Below are 1,940 nucleotides of genomic sequence, written 5' to 3' on the forward strand. Positions count from 1 at the left end.
ACCGCGCTGGAGCCGCTGGGCATCGACATGATCGGGCTGAACTGCGCCACCGGCCCGGCCGAGATGAGTGAGCACCTGCGCTATCTGGCGCGCCACTCCCGCGTCCCCGTCGCCTGTATGCCCAATGCGGGTCTGCCGGTCCTGGGCAAGGACGGTGCGCACTATCCGCTGACGGCGGAGGAGCTGGCCGACGCCCAGGAGACGTTCGTCGCCGAGTACGGGCTGTCGCTGGTCGGCGGCTGCTGCGGAACTACCCCCGAGCATCTGCGGCAGGTCGTCGAGCGGGTCCGGGGCACCGCCCCCACGCCGCGCAACCCGCGCCCCGAGCCCGGCGCGGCCTCGCTCTATCAGACGGTGCCGTTCCGGCAGGACACCTCCTACCTCGCGATCGGTGAGCGGACCAACGCCAACGGGTCGAAGAAGTTCCGTGAGGCGATGCTGGAGGGCCGCTGGGACGACTGTGTGGAGATGGCCCGTGACCAGATCCGCGAGGGCGCGCACATGCTCGACCTGTGCGTGGACTACGTGGGCCGCGACGGCGTCGCCGACATGCAGGAGCTGGCCGGGCGTTTCGCGACCGCTTCGACGTTGCCGATCGTGCTGGACTCCACCGAGCTGCCGGTGCTGCAGGCCGGTCTGGAAAAGCTCGGCGGCCGCGCGGTGATCAACTCCGTCAACTACGAGGACGGTGACGGACCTGAGTCGCGGTTCGCGAAGGTCACCGCGCTGGCCGCCGAGCACGGTGCGGCGCTGATCGCGCTGACCATCGACGAGGAGGGCCAGGCCCGCAGCGCCGAGCACAAGGTCGCCATCGCCGAGCGCCTCATCGAGGACCTCACCACCAACTGGGGCATCCACGAGTCGGACATCCTCATCGATGCCCTGACCTTCACCATCTGCACCGGTCAGGAGGAGTCCCGCAAGGACGGCATCCACACCATTGAGGCCATCCGCGAGCTCAAGCGCCGCCACCCCGACGTGCAGACCACCCTGGGTCTGTCGAACATCTCCTTCGGTCTGAACCCGGCCGCGCGGGTCACGCTCAACTCCGTCTTCCTCGATGAGTGCGTCAAGGCCGGCCTGGACTCCGCGATCGTGCACGCCTCGAAGATCCTGCCGATCGCCCGGCTGGAGGAGGAACAGGTCAAGACCGCTCTCGACCTGATCTACGACCGGCGCGCGGAGGGCTATGACCCGCTGCAGAAGCTGATGGAGCTGTTCGAGGGCGTCAACACCAAATCGATGAAGGACGGCCGCGCCGAGGAGCTGTTGGCGTTGCCGCTGGATGAGCGGCTGCAGCGCCGCATCATCGACGGGGAGAAGAACGGCCTGGAGGGCGACCTGGACGAGGCGCTGCAGACCCGCCCGGCCCTGGAGATCGTCAACGACACTCTCCTGGAGGGCATGAAGGTCGTCGGTGAGCTGTTCGGCTCCGGACAGATGCAGCTGCCGTTCGTGCTGCAGTCCGCCGAGGTGATGAAGACCGCGGTGGCGCATCTGGAGCCGCACATGGAGAAGACCGACGACGACGGCAAGGGCACCATCGTGCTGGCCACCGTCCGCGGCGACGTCCACGACATCGGCAAGAACCTCGTCGACATCATCTTGTCCAACAACGGCTACAACGTCGTCAACCTCGGCATCAAGCAGCCGGTCTCGGCGATCCTGGAAGCCGCCGAGGAACACCGCGCCGACGTCATCGGCATGTCCGGCCTGCTGGTGAAGTCCACGGTGATCATGAAGGAGAACCTCCAGGAGCTCAACCAGCGCAAGATGGCCGCCGACTTCCCCGTCATCCTGGGCGGCGCCGCCCTCACCCGCGCCTACGTCGAGCAGGACCTGCACGAAATCTACGAGGGCGAGGTCCGCTACGCCCGCGACGCGTTCGAGGGCCTGCGTCTGATGGACGCCCTCATCGCCGTCAAACGCGGCGTTCCCGG

General features: G+C 67.6%; 1 protein-coding gene. It reads left to right on the forward strand.

Going from position 1 to position 1,940, the window contains the following annotated elements:
* Positions 1-1,940 (forward strand): dihydropteroate synthase (locus ACH4FH_RS38885; RefSeq protein ID WP_398560705.1); only part of this gene is annotated, 1,940 nt, incomplete at both ends.

It is taken from the genome of Streptomyces sp. NPDC017993, from assembly GCF_044328065.1.
Lineage (GTDB): Bacteria > Actinomycetota > Actinomycetes > Streptomycetales > Streptomycetaceae > Streptomyces.